Raw genomic sequence first — 22,429 nt, forward strand, 5'->3', positions numbered from 1 at the left:
AAAAGCCAGCAAGTAGACAAACTGTTCTACACGCTGGCTTTTTTAGTGAACGTACGCCGAATCGGCAATGTGCAGCATCTAAAAGAGCCGCCAGATTTAATGATTTCTGAAAAATCCACTTCAATGACAGTGTAGCCGTGAGCGGTTAATGCAGCATTTGTTTCTTGATTGATGGGCAAACTGATCACTTTTTTCTGTCCAATGGATAAAACGTTTGGGCCGAGTGTGAATTGCTCTTGTTCGCTTATTTCAATTAGATGATAATGCATGTTGAGCAGGTGAAGATCCTCTTTTTTGAACGCTTCTGGATAAATCAATATCTCATCATGAGAGAGAATATTCATCACACAATCGAGATGCAAAATGTGAGCAGGAAGATGAATGGGAATGATGTCATGATCCGGCAGTTCTTTTTTAAGCTCATGAATAGCGGCTGGATTTGTTCTTTTGCTCGTTCCGACAAATACGCGTCTTTGATCCACAAGCACATCGCCGCCTTCAATCGTTCCATTTGTCAGGGTAACAGTCTTCAACCCATTTCCCTGTGCCCACTCTTTTAACAATTGTTCTTCTCCTTGCCTAACTGGAGCGGCCATGCTTGAAACAAAGAGTGTATGTCCAATCGTAAACCCAATATCCCGGGTAAACACTTGTTCAGGAAAGCGGTCATTTGCAGGAAGCATAATGGGGCGTACTTGATGGTCTTTTAGGGTTTGGATCAATTGCTTATGCTGAGTAATGGCTTTCATTTGAGAAATATTTTCTCTTGCAAAATGTTTTTGGGTTTCGTTGATGATCTGTTTGATTTCCATATAGATGGGACTGCATAAAAGGACTTCTTGTAAATCGTCATATTCACTCATGCATTGCGGCATTTTGTGTATTTGTTCTGCTCTCATAGAATCCATCAAATGGCCTCCTTGTTTGTTCATAGTTCTATTATTCCTCGTTCTAGTCATAGTTGAAACATTTCCGAAAGAAAATCTCTCACAGGAGACTAAAGCAAAATGTTTAGACAAACCTAAAAGAATAGTGTTTAATAAAAGTCGTTCCGCATTCACGAAAACAGCAAGAAGGAGCTATGATGATGAGTGAAGAAAATTTTAAATACTGCAAGGAATCAAAAGTTGTCAAAACCAGCAGGGTATTCCCTCTCGATACGAATAATCACCAAACCTTATTTGGTGGAAAATTAATGAGTTATATAGATGACATTGCCTCCATCTCGGCAGCAAGGCACAGCCGATGTGAAACGGTCACGGCATCAATGGATTCCGTTGATTTTTTAGAGCCGATTGGACAAAAGGAGTCGGTATGTTTAGAGTCCTATGTCACATGGGTGGGTACGTCTTCTATGGAAGTGTTCGTTAAGGTCATCAAAGAAAACTTGATGTCTGGAGAGCGCAGACTCGCAGCGACTTCATTTCTTACCTTTGTGTCGTTAGATGACAATGGGAAGCCTAAGAAAGTCCCACAAGTCATGCCGGAAACAGAGGAAGAAATCATGTTGCATCAAACCGCAAAACAGCGGGCTGAAGAAAGAAAAAGCCGCCGAAAGCATAGCAAGGCATTGGCTGACGCACTTGGGACAGATAAACCATGGGCGTAAAAATCACCCTTTAAGCGGTGATTTTTTTCTAGAACGGTATCTTGCATGGCAAGATAGTGTGTGGTAAGATGATGCTATCTTGTGATGCAAGGTACTGGAATCGGAGGAACAAAGATGACAACATCCACACAAATGCTAAAAGGAATTTTAGAAGGCTGCCTGCTGTCGATTATTTCAGAGGGTGAGATTTATGGATATGAAATGACGAAGAAGCTCGCTCATTATGGATTTGATCAAATTAGTGAAGGCAGTATCTACCCGATTCTGCTGCGTATGCAAAAGGAACAGCTTGTGACCACTGTCACAAAAGCATCAGCAAGCGGGCCGAAAAGGAAATACTATACGCTCACACAAGCTGGAGAACAAGCGCTCACAGAGTTTATTACCCGCTGGAGTGAGCTTTCAAAAAATGTGAACTGTTTACTACAAAAAGGGAAGTGAGATTATGGTATCAAAAGAAACAAGACACATCTTACTAGAGCTGAAATTTTATCTCATATCAATGGGAAAAAATGAGGACGAAATTGATGAGCTGATGGATGAGCTAACGACACATGCGGTTGAGGCTGAAAAAGATGGCAAAACAGGGGAGGCTGTGTTTGGCGGAGATCCGAGGGGCTATGCTGATGAACTCGCAAAAGAGCTGTCAGGAAACCATAAAGACTGGGTTCCTTTCGTCAGTGCCTTCTTAATTGGTTCACTCTTTTATATGATTTTATCAGATGCGATCAGTCAAAGCTTATCCTATTCTTGGTATGCGTTAATTGGCTATCCGCTCGTTTTAGTAGCCAATGTCATCATGATTATTGTGATGTTTAGAGCGTCTGCCTTTCAGACAGGCGGCCGGGCATTTCTTTATTTTTGGATCTTAGGAATCTTTCAACTGACTTCAATGGTCACAATCAAACTATTGGATCAAAAGCTCGGCACACCATTACTTGTGCTGACCTCAGGTCAAAGATTGGGCGTCATCCTGCTTATGCTGTTATGTATCATTGTCTTTAATGCAATCTTAAAGGCGAATGTCGTTTCATTGATACCGGTTATCTTCTTCGGACCGCAGCTCATATTCGAATGGCTTGGCTGGACATCACCAAGCGTGCTTCTCATGCAAAGTCTACTATCGGTTGTGATCGTAATAGGGCTTATGCTCATGGTCTTACGCCGGGCGAACAAGAAAAATGAAAACACGATGTAAAAAATAGAGTACATCCATCCGGTGTACTTTTCTTTTTCTAAAAAAATGTAGAAATGGTAGCGTATTTTTCATTACAATGGGAAGAGGACAAAATGAAAAGGGGTTCTATGCTTGGATATTTTATGGGGATATGTACTTGTTTTTGTATTGGCTGCTTTGCCTTTTTTTGAAGTGGTTGGTGTTGTTCCACTGGCCATCTTAGGTGGACTGCATCCTGTGACAACGGCTGTAATCGGATTCATCGGCAACTTTCTCACAGTCTTGCTCCTCATTGTTTTCGTAGACCGCTTCAAAGCATGGCGGTTGAGAAGAAAAGAGGACAAAAGTGATGAAAAAGGAGAAAAAAAGCAACTGCGAGCCAGAAAAATTTGGGAACGATATGGTCTCCCGGGATTAGCGCTTATTGGTCCTTTTATCATCGGCAGTCATCTAGCGGCATTTATGTGCATGAGCTTCGGGACGAAGAGAAAGCAAGTTGCGGTGTGGATGACAGTCAGTTTAATGATGTGGACGGCGCTGGCAGCTAGTTTAACCGGTGCGGGAATCCATTACTTTGCCCCAGATTCAAATGGATTGTTCGGTGATATTTTTAATCAGTAAGTGAGGGGGGATCATAAATGAAACTTCAAACACGCACAGTGCTTGAAACAGAGCGCCTTAGACTGAGAACGATGAATGAACATGATGCACCATTTTTATATGACATGTTGTTCCAAGATGAAGAAGTAATGAAGTATTATCCTTCTTTGAAGGATGAGCAGCAGACGAAAGAGTGGATTGCATGGAATCAAAAGAATGACCGTATGTATCATACTTCTCTCTGGATCATTGAAGACAAAGAAACGAATGAACCACTTGGGCAAAGCGGGATTGTTCTGCAAAACATTGAAGGACAAACAGAACTTGAAATCGGCTACATGCTAAAAAAAGCAGCGTGGGGAAATGGCTATGCTGCTGAAGCCGCAAAAGGCTGTCTCACCTATGGTTTTGAAGAAATGAAGGTCAGACGAATGGTGAGCTTAATCCGCCCAGACAATGAAGCATCGGTAAAGGTCGCTTTAAAAATGGGCATGAAAAAAGAAAAAACCATTTCAAAATGGGACCAAATCATTGATGTATACAGCATCACCCGCTACGAAGAAAACGGCTCGCTTACAAAATAAGCAGAGCCGTTTTTATTTTATATCCGCTGTTCTAGCTGAAGTAAATATTTCTTACGTTCAACCCCGCCGCCGTAGCCGCCAAGCTCACCACTTGTTTGAATGACGCGGTGGCATGGAATGATGATCGCCAATTGATTGGCACCATTTGCATTCCCTACCGCCCGGACCAAATGCGGATCGCCCAGCATCACAGCAAGATCTCGGTATGAACTTGTTTCGCCTGATGGAATGCGTGTGAGCAGGTCCCACACCTTCATTTGAAAAGGGGTACCATGCATGGAAAGTGGTACGGTAAACTGCGTCAGTTTTTTCTCGAAATATAAGGTCAATTCCTTTACCAATTGTTGGTGGACGTTTGTTTCCCCAACTAAAATACGCGCATGATGCTTTTTTCTCATGTTCTCAATTTCCTTTTCTAGTCCCCGCCTGTCCATAAATTCCAGTAAATACACATGCGCGGCATCTGTCACGCTGATCATGCGTCCAATCGGTGTGGAAATAAAATTAGCGTGGAGAATCTTAGTCTGCGCCTTTTTAGGGGGATTTCCCATGATTTTCGTAAAGGCATCATTGAAGGCACTCGAAGAATCATAGCCCAAGGCGACCTGCTGATCAATCACTTTTTTTCCATTCATAATTTCTTTAAAGGCAAGCCCCATTCGGCGTGATCTCGCATATTGAACAAAGGTCATGCCGTAGATTTCTTTGAATTTCCGCCGGGCCGTTGCAGAGTGAATCCCTAACTCGCGAAAGTCCTCTTCTTTCCAGCGTTTTTCAGGATGTGTTTCAACTGCTGAAACGAGTGTTTTGACTTCTTCTGGAATGCTGTTTGGATAGGTTAATGGAGTGCAGCGCTTGCACGGACGATACCCTGCTAGCAGTGCTTCCTCTGCTGTAAAGAAAAACTCACAGTTCTCATATTTTGGTTTTCTAGCGGTACATGTGGCATGGCAGAAGATACCGGTCGTCTTAATGCCGGCGAAGAATGTGCCGTCATATTGCGGATTCTTGTCAACCAGTGCTTGATAAAATTCATGTTTCTGTTCGTCGTTTATCATCATACGATCCACCTCTTGGTTTCATTATTTGGGCCGATACATCGGATGATCTATAAATGCAGCATCCTAAAGTTGAACGTTCATCACATCAATCTGAGTTCATTATACCAGCGATATGATCGTTCCTTTAACGTCTGAGCGTGTCTAACTTGGTCCTTCTTCCATATTTTTCCTGTTTTAGTTCATATACTTTAGTTGTTTCTGTTTCATTTCTTCATAAAATGTTTCAACTTCTTGTTCGTAAAGAACGGTCTCCATGTCCTTGTATTTACGCTTGATCGTCAATGTAATAAAAAATAAATGGATTGTCATATACGTTCATTTCCCTTCGGTTAGCAGCACGCAAATATCCCGCAGATCTTCTTTATCAGTTGATCTGTTTCTAACACTTAGTATACGCCGGTCCCAAATCATTTCTTTCGAAAAATGAACAAGTATATTTGAAGAGGGAGAGCAAACTGGTAGACCGGCATATCGGGGTGTGATAAGATTTTTAATACAGAATCTGCTCTAAGTCAGGTCTGTTTATCATGAATTGGTTTTCTAGGGTTCCGTGCGCTGGCGCAGTCTGGACCGAGAGAAAACACATAGGGTCTTAGAAGAGGCCATATGGACACGGAGGGATAAAAGCCCGGGAGATTTGATCAAACGATCGATTTCCAGGCTTTTTTTGTTGGTTGGAATCGTTCAGAAAGGAGAAGATCAGATGAAATGGGGAAATGTCTTTATTGCGGCCATCTTTGAAGTCGGCTGGGTGATGGGGCTGAAATATGCCCACTCGCTCATAGAATGGGGCGCAACCATCGTTTGTATTATCGTGAGCTTTTTTTTACTCCTGAAAGCAACAAGTGTACTCCCAGTTGGCACACTTTATGCCGTTTTTACCGGGCTTGGGACAGCAGGAACCGTCGTCATAGGCATGGTGCTTGGTGAGCCGGTTCAGCTTGTCAAACTGCTTTTGATTGTCATGCTTTTGTGCGGTGTATTAGGACTGAAGCTGACAACAGGTGAAAAGAAGGGAGAGGCTGAATCATGAGCTGGCTTTTACTTATTGGAGCAGGCATCTTAGAAATGTTTTGTGTGACCATGATGAACCAATTCCAAAAAGACAAGCATGTCAAATGGATTTTATTCATTGCGGCTGGCTTTTCGATGTCCTTTCTGATGCTGTCTCTTGCGATGAACACGATTCCGATGGGAACGGCGTATGCCATTTGGACTGGAATCGGAGCTGCTGGAGGCGCCATCGTCGGTATGCTGTTTTACGGAGAATCGAAAGACGCAAAACGTATTTTCTTCATCGCACTGATTTTATCTGCGGCAGTAGGATTGAAAATCATTGAATAAGAAAAGGCTGGCAGATAGATGCCAGCCTTTTGTTACATCGAATGATGATTGGAATCGTTTTCATTTTTGCGGTAAAGCTGGCTCACAAGCAGAAAACACACACCAAATGTGAGAAAAGGAATGAGTCTTTCACCGGCTATAAAAAGGAAAATACCTGTGATTAGACAAATGATGCCGAGCCAAAAGCTCACTTTTCCAAACAAAGTCATACTTTTCATCTCCATCACTCCTTTTATGATAAAAGGTCTATTCACATTATATCACGATAGGTGCAGAATTGAATGAATATTCAATGAAAAATAGGGCTCTACATTGCTTTTTCTCTTTCCAGTCCAGTATAATATTTCATTAGAATGAAAACGTAAATGAGGTCATGATACATGAGAACTTTGATAACAGAGAAACTTGAATTACACAGACAAAAGCATGAGCAAAAAGGAAGATTGCTTGTCAGCTGCCCGGATCAGCCTGGAATTGTATCAGCTGTCTCTTCCTTTTTATTTGAGCACGGAGCAAATATCATTGAATCCAGCCAATACACAACAGATCATGAAAGCGGCCGGTTCTTTTTAAGAATTGAATTTGATTGGAAAGACATCTCGGCAAATATGGATCAGCTGAAGCAGCAGTTTGAACCAATTGCAGCATCTTTTCAAATGACGTGGAGCATGTCGCGTGCAAGTGAGCTGAAAAAGCTGGCAATCTTTGTGTCAAAAGAGCTTCATTGTTTACATGAGCTGCTATGGGAATGGCAAAGCGGCAATTTGATGGCTGAAATTGCGGTCGTCATCAGCAATCATGAAACGGCAAAAGATACAGTAGAAGCGCTTGGAATTCCGTTCCATTTTGTGAAGGCGAACAAAGACATTCGCAAAGAAGCGGAAAAACAGCAGCTCACATTATTAGAAGAGTATGATATTGATGCCATTGTGCTTGCTAGATACATGCAAATTTTAACGCCTGGATTTATAGAACAACACCCGAACAAAATCATTAATATTCATCATTCCTTCCTGCCAGCGTTTATCGGTGCGAATCCATATAAGCGGGCATATGAGCGAGGAGTCAAATTAATTGGCGCAACCTCTCATTATGTGACCAATGATTTAGACGAAGGACCGATCATTGAACAGGATATTGAGCGTGTAGATCACAGGGATGATGCGGAAGCTTTAAAAAATATTGGCCGAACAATTGAGCGGAGTGTGCTTGCACGTGCCGTCAAATGGCATCTAGAAGATCGAATTATTGTGCATGAGAATAAAACGATTGTATTTAATTGACCGCTTGACTTTTCCTTAGCAATTGGTGATAATATAAAAAAATTAACGAGCGTTGAAAAGGAATAGTAAGCAGGAACTGATGCGTAAAGAGAGCAAATGACATGCTGAAACATTTGCCGCAGACAGCTGCTGAACCTGCCCTTTGAGCCTTAGAGGAAAAATCTAAGCGCGTGCCTGGCGTTACAGGAGTTGAGTGGAATAAGCTAGAAGTATGCTTATTCAATGAAGGTGGTACCACGGAAAATCCCTTTTCGTCCTTTACATAAGGAGAAAAAGGGATTTTTTTGTGCCTAAAGGTATAGCGGAGGGAATCAATAATGAAAAAGCAAAGGATCGTCATCAAAATTGGCAGCAGTTCATTAACAGAGCAAAAAGGAGCCATTGATGAACAAAAAATGCAGGATCATGTGAAAGCGATAGCAAAGCTGAAAGAGGCTGGGCATGAAATTATTTTAATTTCATCAGGAGCCGTGGCAGCAGGGTTTGGCAGCTTAGGGTATCCATCAAGACCTGTGACCTTAAAGGGAAAACAGGCAGCAGCAGCCGTTGGTCAGGGCTTATTAATGCAGAAATATACAGAACTATTTTCACAGTTTCACATGACACCTGCACAAATGCTTTTAACCCGTAATGACTTTTCAGATCGAACAAGATATCGAAATGCTTATGCAACGATGATGGAGCTGCTAGAAAGAAAAATTTTACCGATCATTAATGAAAATGATTCTGTCTCCATTGAGGAGCTTACCTTTGGTGATAATGACATGCTGTCAGCTCTTGTCAGTGGATTAATTCATGCAGACCAATTGATCATCTTAACAGACATTAACGGTATTTATAATGCAAATCCAAATGAGCATCCTGAGGCGAAGCGTTTTGATGTACTAACACACATTTCAGAAGAATTGTTTTCATATGCGAAGAGCACAGGCTCAAAAGTGGGAACAGGCGGGATGAAATCAAAGCTGTCTGCTGCACAAACGGCACTTTCACTAGGCGTGAAAGTCTTCATTGGTACAGGTACTGGTGAGGATAAGCTGCTTCATATTCTAGCGGGTCAAGGAGACGGAACGTATATCGGAGAACAGGACTTATCAGCTGTTAACAACCGCCGTCAATGGATTCAATTCCATTCACCCGTTTCTGGGAAAATTATGATAGATGCAGGAGCGGAAGCGGCGATTTTGCATCATGGCAGAAGTCTTCTTCCAGCTGGCGTCATTGATGTCGCTGGTGACTTTTCTAAAGGAGAGGTCGTTGAAGTCGTCGGGCCGAACGGACTAGTAGGTAAAGGACAAACCTTGTACGCATCCGATGAGCTTCTCAGTATTAAAGGAATGCGAAGTGACGAGCTTTCAAATGAGAAGCCTGAAGTCATACACAGAGATCACTGGGTACAGCATGTACAAAACTGAGGAGGGAATACGATGAATGAAGTTCTTGAAAAAGCAAAAAAAGCAAGTGTAGCCAAAGATCAGCTGCTCCTAAAAACGACGGAGCAAAAAAATGCAGCTTTACATGCCATCGCAACGGCACTTAAAGCATCTTCCGCTTATTTACTCGATGAGAATAAAAAGGATGTGCAGGCTGCAGAGGAAAAGCAGTTCACGCCTTCTGTTATTGACCGGATTAGACTCACGGAAGAGAGAATTGAAGCCATCGCAGACGCGACCCTTCAACTCATTCACCTAAAAGACCCAATTGGTGAAACATTAGAAACCATTCAAAAAGAAAACGGTCTGTACATCGAAAAGGTGCGTGTGCCTCTTGGAACGGTTGGAATGATTTATGAAGCAAGACCAAACGTGACTGTAGATGCTGCCACCCTTTGTTTGAAAACTGGGAATGCTGTTATTCTTCGCGGGAGCTCCTCTGCCATCCATAGTAATAAAGCGATTGTGAAGGTGATCCATGAAGCGCTTCACACAACGGATATTCCAGTAGACAGTGTGCAATTGATTGAAGATACAGGCCGTGAAACGGCGAAAACGCTGTTCACTTTAAATGAATATCTGGATGTCCTTATTCCGCGCGGCGGGAAAAATTTAATTGATCTTGTTGTGAGAGAGTCTACCGTGCCAGTGCTTGAGACAGGTGCAGGGAACTGTCATATCTACATTGATGAAACAGCGAAAAACGAAATGGCTGAGCAGATTGTGCTGAATGCTAAAACCCAAAGGCCTTCTGTTTGCAACGCGATCGAGAGCATTGTCATTCATGAAGCATGGGCAAAAACATATGGCGCTTCGTTATGTGAAGCCCTTCATGCAAATGGGGTAGAGATACGGGGCGATGAAGCTGTATGTGCTCTTGCGCCAAGTGCTTCATTAGCGACCACAGAGGACTATGAAACAGAGTTTTTAGCGCCGATTGTCAGTATTAAAATCGTAGCCAATATAGAAGAAGCGATTCAGCATATACAAACGTATAGCTCCAAGCACTCTGAAGCGATCATTACGGAAAATGATCAAAATGCGTCACTTTTCTTAACAGCTGTCGACGCTGCCGCTGTCTATCATAATGCCTCTACTCGGTTCACAGATGGCTTTGAATTTGGCTACGGAGCAGAAATAGGGATTAGCACACAAAAACTGCATGCAAGAGGACCTATGGGTCTGCCTGCCTTAACCTCTGAAAAGTTTGTCATTCGCGGTCAAGGACAAATAAGAGAATAACGAATTCAAAAGAGAGTCTTGTGACAAAAGGACTCTCTTTTTCCTTTCATTTTTGTATTTCTTCGGTCAAGTATGATAAAATATGGTAATGTTTTATATTTTGAGAAGATTGGAGAAGGCAACGTATGGCGAAAATCATTCCCTCTTCGGATATTGGAGTGAAAATCAACAAGTGGTATGAATTAATCCGCAGATTTGATTCAGAACAAGCAGAACAACTAAAGCAGGAAATTCGCACCTCTCTTGATTCAATGGAAGAAGATCAGAATTTGCTTCTCTATTTTTCTTTAATGGAATTCAGACATGAGGTCATGCTCGATTATTTAAAGCCATTAAAGGAAGGAAAGCTTCGCGCCAACTTTTCCGAGCTTTCGAAAGAAATAGATGAGCATCAAACACATGTCACAGGCATGCTTGAATACTACTATCATTTTTTCAGAGGCATGTATGAATTTGGCCGTAGGCAGTATATTGCTGCCATCTCGTCTTATCAAAAGGCAGAGCACAAGCTTTCTTTTGTGTCAGATGATATTGAACGTGCGGAATTTCATTTTAAAATGTCAGAAATATATTATCACATGAAACAAACACATATCTCGATGCATCATGCCAAACTGGCGCGAGATGTCTATATTCAGCATGAGCTATATGCGCTTCGCACGATCCAATGCGAATTTATTGTGGCAGGTAATTATGATGATATGAGAAGACATGAAAAGGCATTACCACATCTCGAGAGAGCGCTTGCGAGATCAAGAGACTTTCAAAATGTGCGTTTTATTGCTTCCTCTTTGTTTAATATGGGCAACAGTTATTACCGAATGGGAGATCTTGACCGCGCACTCGAACTAATGAAAGAATCCATCTCGTTATTTGACCAAAATCAATCCGATCACCTTCGTCGATCCATAGACCCTCTTTATACAGCCGCTCAGATATTATACAAACAAGGCAAACACGAAGAAGCCTTACACTACAGAGAAGAATGTATGAAGCGAGCAGAAGTACTTCAAGATGACATTCATATTCAAAAGACGATATTTTTAGAAGCATTGTATTTAAAGCAAGATGCGGAGCATATTAAACGAATTTTTCATTTTTTAGAGTCTGCCTATGCATATCCAGATATAGAGGAGCTGGCATTAGACACCGCAAAGTATTATAATGAAATGGAAGATTATGAAAAATCTTCCATGTTCTACGGAGAAGCGGAACATGCTCGAATCTATATTCAGAGAGGGGATTGTTTATATGAATTTTAAAAAATGGGCAGTCGTCTGTACAAGCATCACCATCCTGGCGTTATGGCTGGCAGCAGCAAATGCCGACCCGGATAACAGAAATCATACGCTACAACAACCAAATGCGCAGCAAGACATCATCTAAAAGCCCTTATTAAGGGCTTTTTTTACTGTGTACATAAAATAGAAGAGAAAGGAAATCTTAAAAAAAGAGTGTGTATTCGTTGACTCTTGAATTTTAATTGTGTACAATTCAATTGTAGAAAATATTATTGGAGAGAAAGAGGGTTATATACATGTCAGAAGTTTTATTTACTGCAACGGTATCAGCTGTAGGAGGAAGAGAAGGAAAGGTTGTTTCAACTGATGGTGTGCTTGAGCATGATGTAGCAATGCCTGGAACACCAAGAGCGAAAAAAATTGAAAAAGCAACAAATCCAGAGCAATTATTTGCAGCAGGCTACTCTGCATGTTTTGATTCAGCCCTTCAAATGGTCGCAAGACAAGAGCGTATCCGTTTTGAAAGTGAAGTAACAGCACATGTGAGCTTAGTAAAAGACAGTTCAGATGGCGGCTTCAAACTAGGCGTTAAGCTAGAAGTAAAAGGAACTGGAATTGAGCAATCAGCATTAGATGAGCTTGTTCATAAAGCACACGGCGTATGCCCATATTCAAAAGCGACTCAAGGAAATATCGAAGTAGAATTAGTAGCTGTCGCACAATAATTGATATCATAAAAGGCTGAGGGAATGTTCCCTCAGCCTTTTGATTGTGTTAATTTTTGCAAAAGCTCATGCAAAGAGGCGCGCAGCGTTTTTAACTCTTCTTCCGATCTGCCTGTCCCAGACAGCATCTGAAATGGAATTGCAGTAGCCTTCTCTTTTAGTTGCTCGCCATATTCCGTTAAACGAATTTGCACAGAACGTTCATCCTCTTTCGAGCGCTCGCGGATGATGAGTCCGTTTTGCTCCATCCGTTTCAGCATAGGTGTGAGTGTACCGGAGTCTAAATATAAAAGCTCTCCCATCGTTTTCACATTTAATGTCCCATGCTCCCACAATAAAAGCAGTGCCAAATATTGCGGATACGTAATGTCTAACTCTTCTAATAACGGTTTATACTGCTTCGTCATCTCTCTTGAACTTGCATATAACAAGAAACAAAGCTGATTTTCCAGCTTCATATGCTCGAATTCATTTGTCATGTCAGTCACCAACTATTTTTTGTCATACTTATCATTGTATAAGATTTTCTTCTTTTTTAAAATAAATACAGCCCAAAAACGAAAAAATTCTTTAATGTGCGATAAATGTTTGAGAAATGGATAGAACGTGAAAGGAATAAATAGATAAAGGAGGAGATGAAGATGAAACCATTATTCACAGCAAAAGTAAAGGCACAACATGGAAGAGCTGGACATGTTCGTTCAGAAGATGGTGTGCTCGATCATAACATTGTCATGCCTAATGCAAAGAAAGACGGAGAAACTGGTACGAATCCAGAGCAATTATTTGCAGCGGGCTATGCAGCATGTTTCGGAGGGGCACTTGAACAAGTAGCGAAAAAGCAAGGGGTCAACATTGAATCAGAAGTCGAGGGACATGTCAGTCTTTTAAAAGATGAAAGTGATGGCGGATTTAAGCTTGGTGTCAAGCTGATTGTATCTGCAAAAGGCCTTGACCATGACAAGGTGAAAGAGCTTGTTGAGGCTGCGCATGAATTCTGTCCATATTCAAAAGCAACAAGAGGGAACATCGAAGTAGAGCTTGAAGTGGCTGAATAAAAAAGGTCCTCTATCACGCTGAAAAAAAGAAACACCTGCTGATGAGCGCAGGTGTCTTTTTTTAATATTCTTTCTTTTGTTCGTATGTTTCCCATGCTTCAAATGGTGCAAGGGTTTTTTGAAGTGTCAGCTGATAAAATGGAATATTTCTTGATTCGTAATCTTTATTGATTTCTTCATAAATAAACGAGTCATCAAAACCGGAAACTGCTGCATCCTGATGTCCAGCAGCAAAATAGACCGCTTTTGGTCTAGCCCAGTAAATAGCACCAAGACACATCGGACAAGGCTCACAGCTTGTATATAAAATACAATCTTCTAATTGGTATGTATTCAGCGTTTGGCACGCCTTTCGAATGGCTGTGACTTCAGCATGTGCGGTTGGATCATTTGTTGTTGTCACATTGTTGCTTCCCTCGGCAATAATCTGTCCATCCTTGACAATGACTGCTCCAAAAGGGCCGCCAGTACCACTATTGACTCCTTCTACTGCAAGATCAATTGCGCGTTGTAAAAAATCTTCGTGATTCATTGTCTTCCTCCCTTTGTTCGACTGACTTCTCTAGTATAAACGAATCATGCTAGAAAAGGAAACCTCCTAGTAGATGGTCAAGCAGGACAATTTGCACATAAAAATCCCCCGCCATGATAGCAGGGGAGAGGAAATCAATTATGCATGCTGCGACAGCTTTTTACGAGCGACTTCAGCCGCCGTCACCATGTTTTTCAAAGCAGCAATGGTTTCAGGCTCTTGTCTCGTTTTTAGTCCACAGTCAGGATTCACCCAGAAGCGATCTGTCGGGCATACGTTCAGCGCATCATCAATGATTTGACTCATTTCTTCGACAGATGGAACGCGCGGGCTATGGATGTCATATACACCAAGTCCGAGGCCTTTCAAATACGGATGCTTCTCTAGGTAATCGAGGAATCCGCCATGACTGCGTGAATGTTCAATTGTGATCACGTCGGCATCAAGGTCTTCGATCGTATCGACAATATCCTCGAAGTTACTGTAGCACATATGTGTATGAATTTGCGTTTCATTTTGAACAGATGATGTTGATAGACGGAACGACTCTGCTGCCCAGTTTAAATAGTCTGCCCAATCACTTTCTTTGAGCGGAAGACCTTCTCTTAGCGCAGGTTCATCCACTTGAATAACTTGAATCCCTGCTTCCTCTAACGCTTCTACCTCTTTACGTAATGCGAAAGCAATCTGGAAGGCAATGTCTTTTCGGGTGATATCTGTTCTTGGGAAAGACCAGTTTAAGATGGTGACAGGACCTGTCAGCATTCCTTTGACCTTTTTCTCCGTTAAGCTTTGTGCATAAACCGTTTCTTTCACGGTCATTGGCGCTGTAAACTCGACATCTCCATAAATGATTGGCGGCTTCACGCAGCGTGAGCCGTAGGATTGTACCCAAGCAAATTTCGTAAAGGCAAATCCGGCTAGCTTTTCACCAAAGTATTCAACCATGTCTGTACGTTCAAATTCTCCATGTACGAGAACGTCCAGACCGATTTCCTCCTGAATATAAATCCATCTTTTTGTTTCTTTCTTAATAAATTCATCATATTCTGCATCTGTCCATTCATTTTTACGCCATTTTTGACGAGCACTGCGCACTTCAGCAGACTGCGGGAAGCTGCCAATGGTTGTTGTTGGCAAGAGCGGCAGTTCAAGAGATTCGTTTTGGATACGAAGGCGCTCTTCAAAGGCAACTGGACGTTTAAAGTCTTTCGATGAAAGATTGTTGCGTTCTGCTGTGAAATCCGCATTGGTTCCTTTTGCAAATTCTTTTAAAGTAAGAAGTGCTTGCTTGGCTTCATTGATGGCGGCTTCAATCGCCGCAGCTCCTTTTGTTAAGCCCTCTTTTAATGTTGTTAATTCAGCCAGCTTTTCAGTAGCATAAGAAAGTCCGTTTAATAGTTTTTCTTCAAGCTGTTCGCTTGGGTGTTTTGCAACTGGTACATGCAGCAAACTGCTTGATGGCTGCAGCCATACTTCCTTCGGCTGAGCGTCAGCAATGACCTCAGAAACGAATGACAATCTTTCGCCAAGATCTGATCTCCAAATATTTCTTCCATCAATGACGCCTGCTGCTAAAATTTTATCTTTCGGGAAGCCGTGCTTTTTCACTTGATCAAGATTGCGTCCTTGATCATGGACAAAATCAAGACCGATGGCTTCAACAGGATATGTGACAAGCTCTTCATACGCATCTACTGAATCAAAGTAGGTTTGAAGAAGAATATTTAAGGCAGGTACGGCTTCTTTGATTGTTTGATAGATTTCTTTGACGGCTTTCACGTCTTCATATGAAGCTGTGACAAGTGCTGGCTCATCAATTTGTACCCATTTGACGCCAGCTTCTTCAAGTTCTTTTAAAACTTGAGTATAAAGCGGGACGAGACGCTGCTGAATCTCTTTTACTTCATTTGGTTCATAGCCTTTAGAAAGTGAGACAAATGTATAAAGACCAAGTACGACAGGTTTTGTTTCAACACCAAACGCCTTTTTCACCTTTTCGTAAGCTTCAAGCGGTTTGTTATGTGTGAGTTTGAATTCGGTGGTTTTTTCGTATTCTGGAACGATGTAGTGATAGTTTGTATTAAACCATTTTGTCATTTCACTTGAGACAGCATCTTTTGTTCCTCTTGCCATCGCGAAGTATGTATCTAGCGGGTCTTTTAAGCTGCGGAAGCGCTCTGGAATCCAATTGAACATGACAGCAGTATCGAGCACGTGATCGTAGAAGGTAAAATCTCCAGAAGGAACAACATCAATTTGTCGATCAATTTGCGTTTTAATGGCAGTTAAAAATTGTTCATCCAGTGTGCTTAAGAGGGTTTCACGGTCAGTTTGACCTTTCCAATAAGACTCAAGTGCTTTTTTCCATTCTCTGTTTAAACCAATTCTCGGAAAACCTAGATTACTTGTTTTAACAATTGTCAATTCCAATTCCTCCTCTAAATATAAAAAGACATTTACACTCATGGTGAAGATTGATGAGGGCAAATGTCTGGTTTAAAAAGACAAAATGTGTGTGCGAAATAAGGCGTGAGCAGAACTGACGCTTTTTTCCGACATCTCCTATCAACCGTAGGGGGTTTGATGTGATAGAGCGGCTGGTATCCTGGCTGGTGAATCTGCAAGCTTTTCATCCTTCCCGTCCTTATGACAGTGGATTCATAAGAAAAGCTCTCCTCACTCACAGTGGCGGGACCGCGCCGGATTTTCACCGGTCTTCCCAATTAAAATTCGACGTATGATCGAATTACCGACTCTCAAACTATGAATTTATTGTGTTCGATTATATAACGTCCATTTCATTTCGTCAAAGTAAATTTTGAATAATTTTAATTAAAAAAATCCTGAGAAAATTCTATCTATTCTCAGGACCTCTATTCAAGCTATAGAGATAAAAGATCTGCTTCCAATGTTTTTTCTAAAAGGACATCAGGCGCAGTTAAATATAAAAATCCATTTCCGACGAGGGCTTTAGATTGCTTCAGTGGAAGGGTTCTTCTGACAAGCTGAGCATAGACCTCAGGCTCTGTCAGCTTACGCTGGAACGCTTCTTCTTCGGCATTTTTAATGATGGCTAGTGCACCGCTCACGTGAGGGGCAGCCATTGAGGTGCCTGTGAGTCTGCCATATTTATGGTTAGGAAGAGTGGATAAAATGTCTTCTCCTGGAGCGACGAGGTCGATTTCTTTATTGGCGTTGGAGAATTCAGAGGATTCTCTTGCAAGGGAGACAGAGCCTACGGCAATGACTTCATTGTATGCTGCTGGGTAGGAGAATTCTTCTGTACGCTCGTCCCCGTCCCCTTCATTTCCTGCTGCGCACACAACAAGTACACCGCTTTTCACCGCATTTTGAATGGCTTCCTGCAAGGCGGGCTCATTGCTTGGACCACCGAGAGACATAGAGATAATATCCACCTTCTGCTCAGAGGCATAGTTGATGCCATTAATGATCCATTCGTATTTCCCGCTGCCATTTTCACCGCCAAGAACTTTCACGATCAGCAGCTTGGCTTCAGGGGCAACCCCTAGAATTCCGCCATTTTGATCTGTTGCTGCAATCGTTCCTGCTACATGGGTACCATGCCCGTTGTAGTCTTTTACATTTTCAGCATCTCCATTGTCATCATCGGTAAAGTTCTTGCCTCCGATAATCTGATCTTTTAAGTCGGGATGCTCTGTGTCACAGCCTGTATCAAGGACAGCAATGGTTATGCCTTTTCCTTTGAAGCCACTTGACCAAAGTTCGGGTGCTTTAATCTCCTGAATACTTTCCGGCGTCTCTTTCGCTTCCATCACATTGGCTTTTACTTCATACGGAATTAAGCGAATTTCACCTTTCATAAGAAAGCCCTCCTTATTTTGTTTTCAAAGTAGATTCAGGCTGCGTAATGTTATTGTATAAAAGAAACTTTTGATCGGAAAGGGTCAATTGTAATAATTTTTCAAATAATCAATCTATTATCAAAAGTGCAGTTCTCCTCACATTTTGACGAAAGAACTCAGCTTTTGAGGAAAACTCTTGATATCATATGAAAAAGAAGGAAATGCTGCATAGTGAGCTTGCACCTGTATAGATGAAAATGGGTGAAAAGGACTAAAAGAGGCAAACTACATAACAATGAAATCAGGAGATGATAAATAGAAGGGAAGGAAGAGCACAAGCGAGGGGCGAATGATTGTTTTTTTATGATAACGTTATATAAAATAAAATGTAAAAAGTATTTGACATTTATCGGAATGATGCTATGATTTTAAATGTAAAGAGTTTTTTACATTTTGATGGAGAGGGGACGAATAAATGGATGTTGTAAAAATTGTGTATTCAGTTATATTATTACTAATCGGACTGTTCATCTTTATTGCACCAATGATTCAAAAAGGTGATGAGAGAAAGAAATTTATCTACTCGAAAGCTCAATCCTATGCTTTTATGGTGGTAATCGGTATACTGGTATTAGAAGTCGCACAGGCCATATTTTATATGATTCAAGAAAAAAATTCTTATAAAGGTTTTGGAGTTTCCCCTATCATGTTTTTGACTCTGATCTCAATCATATATTTGTTTTCATTAATCATTTACAGAAAAAAATATGGTGATTAAATGCAAAATCATATTAGAGAACTCAGAAAATCTTTTAAATTATCCCAAGAAGAACTGGCTAAACGTTGTAAGGTCTCAAGACAAACCATAAATGCCATTGAAAATGATAAATATGATCCTACTTTACAATTAGCCTTTGACATTGCAACTGTTCTGGATACCACAGTAGACGAGCTTTTTGACAATAATCCTAAAACGAAATAAATAAAAAGCCTCAAGAAAGAGGCTTTTTTTGTTGAGCATCTATTCAATTTGATTTCTCTGTATTTCGTGAGATTGAATGACTATGTTTAAAAATTGATGAAAATGAATACAGCTTTATTAAATATATGTTCCTTTTTAAGTAAAAAAAGACGTGAAGTTTGTGACTGTTCCAAATGGGAAAGGCAACATATAATAATGGAAAGACAAGCTTGCCTTTTAGATAGGAGAGATAGAGATGAACAAAGGGAAGATACTCGTAGTCGAAGATGAAAAGAAAATTGCAAGGGTGCTGTCACTAGAGCTTGAATATGAAGGATATGAGGTCAAAGTCAAAGAGACAGGTATGAGCGGACTCCAGGCTCTTGAAGAGGAAAGCTTCGATTTGGTGCTGCTTGACGTCATGCTTCCAGAATTAAGTGGTCTTGAAGTGCTGAGAAGGGTTCGAAAGACAAATACAGCGACACCTATTATTTTGATAACAGCAAGAGGGAGTGTGCCTGATAAAGTAAGCGGCCTCGATCTTGGGGCGAATGATTATATTACAAAGCCTTTTGACATAGAAGAATTACTAGCGCGAATTCGTGCGCAGTTAAGGTTGAATATTCATGCGCAAGAAGAGAAGGAAACGGAGCTTAGCATAGCAGATTTGACCGTCAACGAGAAAACAAGAGACATACAAAGGGCCGGGCAAATGCTTGAGCTCACACCGAGAGAATATGACCTGCTTGTCCACTTGCTGAAGCATCAGCAGCAAGTGCTTACAAGAGATCAGCTTTTAACAGCCGTTTGGGGCTTTGATTACTTCGGTGACACAAACGTAGTGGATGTCTATATTCGTTATTTAAGGAAAAAAGTCGATTACCCATTCGAAAAACAGCTGATTCACACAGTGAGAGGTGTGGGTTATGTGATGAAAGGATAAAGAATGAGATTAAAAAATAAAATTCAGCTTTATACATCGTTGTCCTTGTTTTTAATGGTGCTGCTGTTTCATACAGCCATTTATTTTATTTTTTCGATGACCTTGACGCAAAAAGATATGTCCCGGCTGTCTGAGGTTGCTGAAAATATTGCCATTGCTTTAAAAAAATCAGAAGAAGAGGGTCTTCCATCCTCGGAGCTGCTGAAGGCGTACCTACCTCAAAATGGCATGATCCGTGTCGTGACAGAAAAGGGTGAGTCAAAGCTGACTGTCACAAAGGAATCAACGTTTAGCTCACTGCCTTTTACATATGAAACTGGTCAGACAGCAGAAATCAAAGAATACAACAAGCATATGGTTGCGTTCGCTGCGATTCCGGTTATTTGGACAAATGGCGAGATCGTGTCGCTTCAAGTATATGAAGAAATCGAAAATACGGAAGAGAATTTGGCGTTATTAAGAATGATTTTAATCGCTGCTGGCGTTTTAATTATAGTGCTTTCTTATTTTGCTGGCCACATTTTAACAAAACAAATCGTACGCCCTATTAGTAGAATGACGAGCACCATGAAGGCAAGTATGAAGGAGAAGGCGTTTAAGCGAATCAAACTAGCAGGCGATTCAAAGGATGAATTGTATCAAATGGGACAAACCTTTAATGAAATGTCAGAAATCCTCGAGAAGCATTATGAGAAAGAGCAGCAATTCTTGCATGATGCCTCTCATGAATTGAAGACACCGATTACCGTCATTATGAGCTACAGCAATTTACTAAAGCGCTGGGGACAGACACGTCCAGAGGTTATAGAAGAATCCTCTCAAGCGATTCATGATGAAGCGAAAAAAATGAAAAGGCTGACAGATCAATTATTAACACTTGCGAAAAATGGTCAGCCGCTTTACTTGGACATGAAGCCAGTTGATCTTGGTCATTTATGCAAGCAGGTATGTCATACACTTGAAGTTGCAACGAATCGAACCATTGATCCTGATGTGCAAACAGATCAGCCGCTCGTCGCTGAGGGGGATGAAGAGACAATCAAACAGCTTTTGACCATCTTGATTGATAATGCAGTTAAATATAGTACAGAGGCCGTTGATGTGACTTGCGGATGGGTGGGAGAGAAGCCGTTTATTTCAGTCGTTGACCATGGGATTGGCATAAAAGAAGAGGATCTGCCGAAAATCTTTGACCGCTTTTTCCGTGTGGATGAAGCGAGAAACAGTGAGACGGGCGGAACCGGACTTGGTCTTTCAATTGCGAAGCAAATTGCGGAAGAGCACGGGGCCGAACTGAAGGTGGACAGTCGTATCGGCGAAGGGACAACCATGACCATTCTTTTTCAGAAATAAAATAGGTCTTTTCTCATCAATTTCTCATTTCCTCCTTATAAAATAGGAAATAGGAAGGAGGCGCTGCATGTCTAGAAAAACGAAAATGGTGCTTGCGCTCGCAGGATGTCTCGTCGTTCTTGCAGCCTTTGCAATGCTCATGATTCAAACCATTGATCAAAAAATATTAAGTGAAGCAGAAATCAAAAAAATCATCGCAAAAGACTACAATGGAAACATTACAAATATTGATTTAATCAATCATAAACAGGACTATACCTTGACCCTGGAAAATTCAAATGGGATCTATCAAATCATTGCATCTTCCGCAAGCGGTCAAATGAAAGAAATCAAGCAGTTAAAAAGCTATCAAAAACCAAATGAAAAAAATGCTGAGCTTCTGGCAGAAGAAGCGGCTGTTAAAAAAGTAAGCGGTACGGTCATTCAAAAGAAAGAAAAGTCCGATCGTTTTATTTTTACGATCCAATCAAAAAAAGAATTATATCAAGTCGATGTCGACAAGCAAACGTTTAAGGTGCTTGAAGCAGAAAAGAAAAACCCAACCTCTAAAGAAAAGAAAATGACAAAAATCACGGTCGAAGAAGCCATCCGAATTGCAGTAAAAGAAGTCGGAGGGACAGTGGATGATGCTGATCTTGAAACATTTAGCGGTATGCTCGTCTTTGAGGTGGAGCTGGATTTGCCTGATGGGCGAGAGGCAGAGGTGCTTGTGAACGCATATACAGGAGACATTGAAGGTATTACGTACGAAAACTAATCCTTTTCTCATGATTTTCTCATGTTTCTTTCCTTCCTTTATCATCTTGTTTCTTTAAGATAAAGGAGAAATCAAATAGAGGAGGACATGAACATGATGAAAAAAGTACTAGTAGCTACAGCATTAACAGGAACTCTTGTCGCAGGTGGTTTCACACTTCAAGCGCAAAATACAAATCAAACAGCAAACGCCGAGCAGGTGGTGCAAAAGAAATCATCGTTTGTCTCAAAGAAACAAGCTGAAAAAGCAGCATTAAAAGTTGTGAAAGGCTATGTGGACGATGTGGATCTTGAGCGTAAAAAAGGAAAATGGGTGTATGAGGTCGAGATTAAAAAAGGCGGCTTTGAATATAAAGTATATGTCGATGCCAAAACAGGGAAAGCGCTGAATGATCCAGTCAAAGAAAAGAAAAAGAATGTGAAAATCACTAAAAAACAGGCTGAACAAATTGCCCTTGCAAAAGTAAAAGGAACAGTCACAGATTCTGATTTAGATAAAGAAAATGGTGTGTACTTGTATGAAGTCGAAATCACCACACCAAACGGCGAGGAAGTTGATTTTGAGATTTCCGCTAAAACAGGCAAAATCCTGAAGCAAGAATGGGATGATTAATACGGCAGCAATCCTAAGATAAATTTGTATGCGGTCTGAACCGATGGTTCAGACCGTTATTTTTGCTTAGAAGATGATATTTAAGTA

28 protein-coding genes, 2 riboswitches and 1 other annotated feature are annotated in these 22,429 nt (G+C 41.2%); of the genes, 20 read left to right on the plus strand and 8 right to left on the minus strand.

Going from position 1 to position 22,429, the window contains the following annotated elements; all coding sequences use genetic code 11:
- Positions 1-26: 26 nt before the first annotated feature.
- Positions 27-908, minus strand: coding sequence for a dimethylarginine dimethylaminohydrolase family protein (locus NSS78_RS06240; protein ID WP_226805087.1), 882 nt, complete (start codon positions 906-908; stop codon positions 27-29).
- 179 nt (positions 909-1,087) lie between these two features.
- Between NSS78_RS06240 and NSS78_RS06245 the strand changes: the two genes are divergently transcribed.
- The 5 genes from NSS78_RS06245 (at position 1,088) to NSS78_RS06265 (ending at position 3,970) form a co-directional block, all read left to right on the plus strand.
- On the plus strand, positions 1,088-1,609 hold the full coding sequence (locus NSS78_RS06245; RefSeq protein WP_034619972.1) for an acyl-CoA thioesterase: 522 nt from the start codon (positions 1,088-1,090) through the stop codon (positions 1,607-1,609).
- Positions 1,610-1,723: 114 nt separating this feature from the next.
- Positions 1,724-2,050 carry a PadR family transcriptional regulator gene (locus NSS78_RS06250; RefSeq protein WP_012009682.1) on the plus strand — a complete coding sequence of 109 codons (327 nt, stop codon included), beginning with the start codon at positions 1,724-1,726 and terminating at the stop codon, positions 2,048-2,050.
- A gap of 4 nt (positions 2,051-2,054) precedes the next feature.
- Positions 2,055-2,807, plus strand: coding sequence for an NADH dehydrogenase (locus tag NSS78_RS06255; protein ID WP_050945197.1), 753 nt, complete (start codon positions 2,055-2,057; stop codon positions 2,805-2,807).
- 111 nt (positions 2,808-2,918) lie between these two features.
- Positions 2,919-3,407, plus strand: a complete 489-nt coding sequence (locus NSS78_RS06260; protein WP_003211008.1) for a small multi-drug export protein — start codon at positions 2,919-2,921, stop codon at positions 3,405-3,407.
- 17 nt (positions 3,408-3,424) lie between these two features.
- Entirely contained in the window at positions 3,425-3,970 is a 546-nt protein-coding gene (locus NSS78_RS06265; protein ID WP_342468313.1) for a GNAT family N-acetyltransferase, read from the plus strand.
- A gap of 17 nt (positions 3,971-3,987) precedes the next feature.
- Here NSS78_RS06265 and NSS78_RS06270 read toward each other — a convergent pair whose 3' ends face one another.
- Both NSS78_RS06270 and NSS78_RS06275 read right to left on the minus strand, forming a co-directional pair.
- A complete protein-coding gene (locus tag NSS78_RS06270) occupies positions 3,988-5,031 on the minus strand; it encodes a trifunctional transcriptional activator/DNA repair protein Ada/methylated-DNA--[protein]-cysteine S-methyltransferase (RefSeq protein WP_327840561.1) in 1,044 nt (347 codons plus the stop codon).
- A gap of 174 nt (positions 5,032-5,205) precedes the next feature.
- Complete coding sequence (locus NSS78_RS06275) at positions 5,206-5,340, minus strand: YrzI family small protein (RefSeq protein WP_003212325.1); 135 nt, start codon at positions 5,338-5,340, stop codon at positions 5,206-5,208.
- A gap of 220 nt (positions 5,341-5,560) precedes the next feature.
- Positions 5,561-5,668: riboswitch (guanidine-I (ykkC/yxkD leader) on the plus strand.
- Between the two features lie 66 nt (positions 5,669-5,734).
- On the opposite strand from NSS78_RS06275, the gene NSS78_RS06280 reads away from it, so the two are divergent.
- Both NSS78_RS06280 and NSS78_RS06285 read left to right on the plus strand, forming a co-directional pair.
- On the plus strand, positions 5,735-6,064 hold the full coding sequence (locus NSS78_RS06280; protein ID WP_327840563.1) for a multidrug efflux SMR transporter: 330 nt from the start codon (positions 5,735-5,737) through the stop codon (positions 6,062-6,064).
- A complete protein-coding gene (locus NSS78_RS06285; protein ID WP_003212530.1) occupies positions 6,061-6,375 on the plus strand; it encodes a multidrug efflux SMR transporter in 315 nt (104 codons plus the stop codon). The genes NSS78_RS06280 and NSS78_RS06285 overlap by 4 nt, the downstream gene beginning before the upstream one ends.
- A 32-nt stretch (positions 6,376-6,407) precedes the next feature.
- Here NSS78_RS06285 and NSS78_RS06290 read toward each other — a convergent pair whose 3' ends face one another.
- Entirely contained in the window at positions 6,408-6,593 is a 186-nt protein-coding gene (locus tag NSS78_RS06290; RefSeq protein WP_050945194.1) for a hypothetical protein, read from the minus strand.
- A gap of 162 nt (positions 6,594-6,755) precedes the next feature.
- Between NSS78_RS06290 and purU the strand changes: the two genes are divergently transcribed.
- From purU to NSS78_RS06320, 6 genes are all read left to right on the plus strand, one after another.
- A complete protein-coding gene (gene purU, locus NSS78_RS06295) occupies positions 6,756-7,658 on the plus strand; it encodes a formyltetrahydrofolate deformylase (protein ID WP_003212058.1) in 903 nt (300 codons plus the stop codon).
- Positions 7,659-7,701: 43 nt separating this feature from the next.
- Positions 7,702-7,920: a binding site (T-box leader), on the plus strand.
- A 55-nt stretch (positions 7,921-7,975) separates the two neighbouring features.
- Positions 7,976-9,073, plus strand: coding sequence for a glutamate 5-kinase (proB, locus tag NSS78_RS06300; RefSeq protein WP_003211523.1), 1,098 nt, complete (start codon positions 7,976-7,978; stop codon positions 9,071-9,073).
- 12 nt (positions 9,074-9,085) lie between these two features.
- On the plus strand, positions 9,086-10,333 hold the full coding sequence (locus NSS78_RS06305; protein ID WP_327840566.1) for a glutamate-5-semialdehyde dehydrogenase: 1,248 nt from the start codon (positions 9,086-9,088) through the stop codon (positions 10,331-10,333).
- Positions 10,334-10,458: 125 nt separating this feature from the next.
- The gene (locus NSS78_RS06310; protein WP_340900656.1) at positions 10,459-11,595 is read left to right on the plus strand and encodes a Rap family tetratricopeptide repeat protein; all 1,137 of its coding nucleotides are present in this window, start codon (positions 10,459-10,461) and stop codon (positions 11,593-11,595) included.
- Positions 11,585-11,719: a hypothetical protein gene (locus NSS78_RS06315; protein WP_050945190.1), complete on the plus strand. Its 135-nt coding sequence runs from the start codon at positions 11,585-11,587 to the stop codon at positions 11,717-11,719. The genes NSS78_RS06310 and NSS78_RS06315 overlap by 11 nt, the downstream gene beginning before the upstream one ends.
- Positions 11,720-11,870: 151 nt before the next feature.
- Positions 11,871-12,299 carry an organic hydroperoxide resistance protein gene (locus NSS78_RS06320; protein WP_044138892.1) on the plus strand — a complete coding sequence of 143 codons (429 nt, stop codon included), beginning with the start codon at positions 11,871-11,873 and terminating at the stop codon, positions 12,297-12,299.
- Between the two features lie 32 nt (positions 12,300-12,331).
- On the opposite strand, the gene NSS78_RS06325 is transcribed toward NSS78_RS06320, so the two are convergent.
- Positions 12,332-12,778 (minus strand): MarR family transcriptional regulator, encoded by a 447-nt coding sequence (locus tag NSS78_RS06325; protein ID WP_003212097.1) that lies wholly within the window; start codon positions 12,776-12,778, stop codon positions 12,332-12,334.
- Positions 12,779-12,940: 162 nt separating this feature from the next.
- Here NSS78_RS06325 and NSS78_RS06330 point away from each other — a divergent pair, with 162 nt between their 5' ends.
- Positions 12,941-13,357 (plus strand): organic hydroperoxide resistance protein, encoded by a 417-nt coding sequence (locus NSS78_RS06330; RefSeq protein ID WP_003212261.1) that lies wholly within the window; start codon positions 12,941-12,943, stop codon positions 13,355-13,357.
- Positions 13,358-13,418: 61 nt separating this feature from the next.
- Here NSS78_RS06330 and NSS78_RS06335 read toward each other — a convergent pair whose 3' ends face one another.
- The 3 genes from NSS78_RS06335 to NSS78_RS06345 form a co-directional block, all read right to left on the minus strand.
- Positions 13,419-13,889 carry a nucleoside deaminase gene (locus NSS78_RS06335; RefSeq protein ID WP_003212370.1) on the minus strand — a complete coding sequence of 157 codons (471 nt, stop codon included), beginning with the start codon at positions 13,887-13,889 and terminating at the stop codon, positions 13,419-13,421.
- Between the two features lie 138 nt (positions 13,890-14,027).
- Entirely contained in the window at positions 14,028-16,316 is a 2,289-nt protein-coding gene (gene metE, locus NSS78_RS06340; RefSeq protein ID WP_327840569.1) for a 5-methyltetrahydropteroyltriglutamate--homocysteine S-methyltransferase, read from the minus strand.
- Between the two features lie 153 nt (positions 16,317-16,469).
- A riboswitch (cobalamin riboswitch) is annotated at positions 16,470-16,661 on the minus strand.
- Positions 16,662-16,774: 113 nt separating this feature from the next.
- The gene (locus NSS78_RS06345) at positions 16,775-17,734 is read right to left on the minus strand and encodes a S8 family peptidase (RefSeq protein ID WP_212045795.1); all 960 of its coding nucleotides are present in this window, start codon (positions 17,732-17,734) and stop codon (positions 16,775-16,777) included.
- Between the two features lie 457 nt (positions 17,735-18,191).
- Here NSS78_RS06345 and NSS78_RS06350 point away from each other — a divergent pair, with 457 nt between their 5' ends.
- The 6 genes from NSS78_RS06350 to NSS78_RS06375 all read left to right on the plus strand — a co-directional run bounded on the left by NSS78_RS06350 (position 18,192) and on the right by NSS78_RS06375 (position 22,342).
- Positions 18,192-18,494, plus strand: coding sequence for a hypothetical protein (locus NSS78_RS06350; protein WP_050945188.1), 303 nt, complete (start codon positions 18,192-18,194; stop codon positions 18,492-18,494).
- Complete coding sequence (locus NSS78_RS06355) at positions 18,495-18,698, plus strand: helix-turn-helix transcriptional regulator (RefSeq protein WP_050945187.1); 204 nt, start codon at positions 18,495-18,497, stop codon at positions 18,696-18,698. It abuts the gene before it with no gap.
- A gap of 235 nt (positions 18,699-18,933) precedes the next feature.
- Entirely contained in the window at positions 18,934-19,620 is a 687-nt protein-coding gene (locus tag NSS78_RS06360; RefSeq protein WP_212045796.1) for a response regulator transcription factor, read from the plus strand.
- Between the two features lie 3 nt (positions 19,621-19,623).
- Positions 19,624-20,973: an ATP-binding protein gene (locus tag NSS78_RS06365; RefSeq protein WP_212045797.1), complete on the plus strand. Its 1,350-nt coding sequence runs from the start codon at positions 19,624-19,626 to the stop codon at positions 20,971-20,973.
- Positions 20,974-21,040: 67 nt separating this feature from the next.
- Positions 21,041-21,730 carry a PepSY domain-containing protein gene (locus NSS78_RS06370; RefSeq protein WP_003211196.1) on the plus strand — a complete coding sequence of 230 codons (690 nt, stop codon included), beginning with the start codon at positions 21,041-21,043 and terminating at the stop codon, positions 21,728-21,730.
- Positions 21,731-21,823: 93 nt separating this feature from the next.
- Positions 21,824-22,342, plus strand: a complete 519-nt coding sequence (locus tag NSS78_RS06375) for a PepSY domain-containing protein (protein ID WP_050945185.1) — start codon at positions 21,824-21,826, stop codon at positions 22,340-22,342.
- Positions 22,343-22,429: the final 87 nt, after the last annotated feature.

The sequence above is a fragment of the Bacillus sp. FSL W8-0920 genome, from assembly GCF_038593215.1.
In the GTDB taxonomy this organism is placed as follows: domain Bacteria; phylum Bacillota; class Bacilli; order Bacillales; family Bacillaceae; genus Bacillus; species Bacillus pumilus.